This is a genomic window from Leucobacter musarum subsp. musarum (assembly GCF_001273845.1).
GTDB classification, from domain to species: domain Bacteria; phylum Actinomycetota; class Actinomycetes; order Actinomycetales; family Microbacteriaceae; genus Leucobacter; species Leucobacter musarum.
Map to the genome: position 1 here is coordinate 1 of NZ_JHBW01000049.1, position 205 is coordinate 205.

General features: G+C 67.3%; 1 protein-coding gene. It reads right to left on the reverse strand.

Going from position 1 to position 205, the window contains the following annotated elements:
- On the reverse strand, positions 1–205 hold a 205-nt coding region (locus CH42_RS16535; protein WP_162231045.1), incomplete at both ends, for a PAC2 family protein.

Below are 205 nucleotides of genomic sequence, written 5' to 3' on the forward strand. Positions count from 1 at the left end.
ATTCCTCGTTCTCGGAGATCTGCGTGTCGACCTGCGCGTGGAACCGCCGCGACTGTTCCCGCACGTCGTCCGTCGGCAGGATCAGCCCCGTCGCCGCCATGATCCCGTCGAGAGAGGTGTGGAGCGCCTCCGGGTACTCGGTGTTGGCGAGATAGTGGGGGACGAGCAGCGCGAGCCCGACGACCTCCTCCCCCAGGCTGTGCAT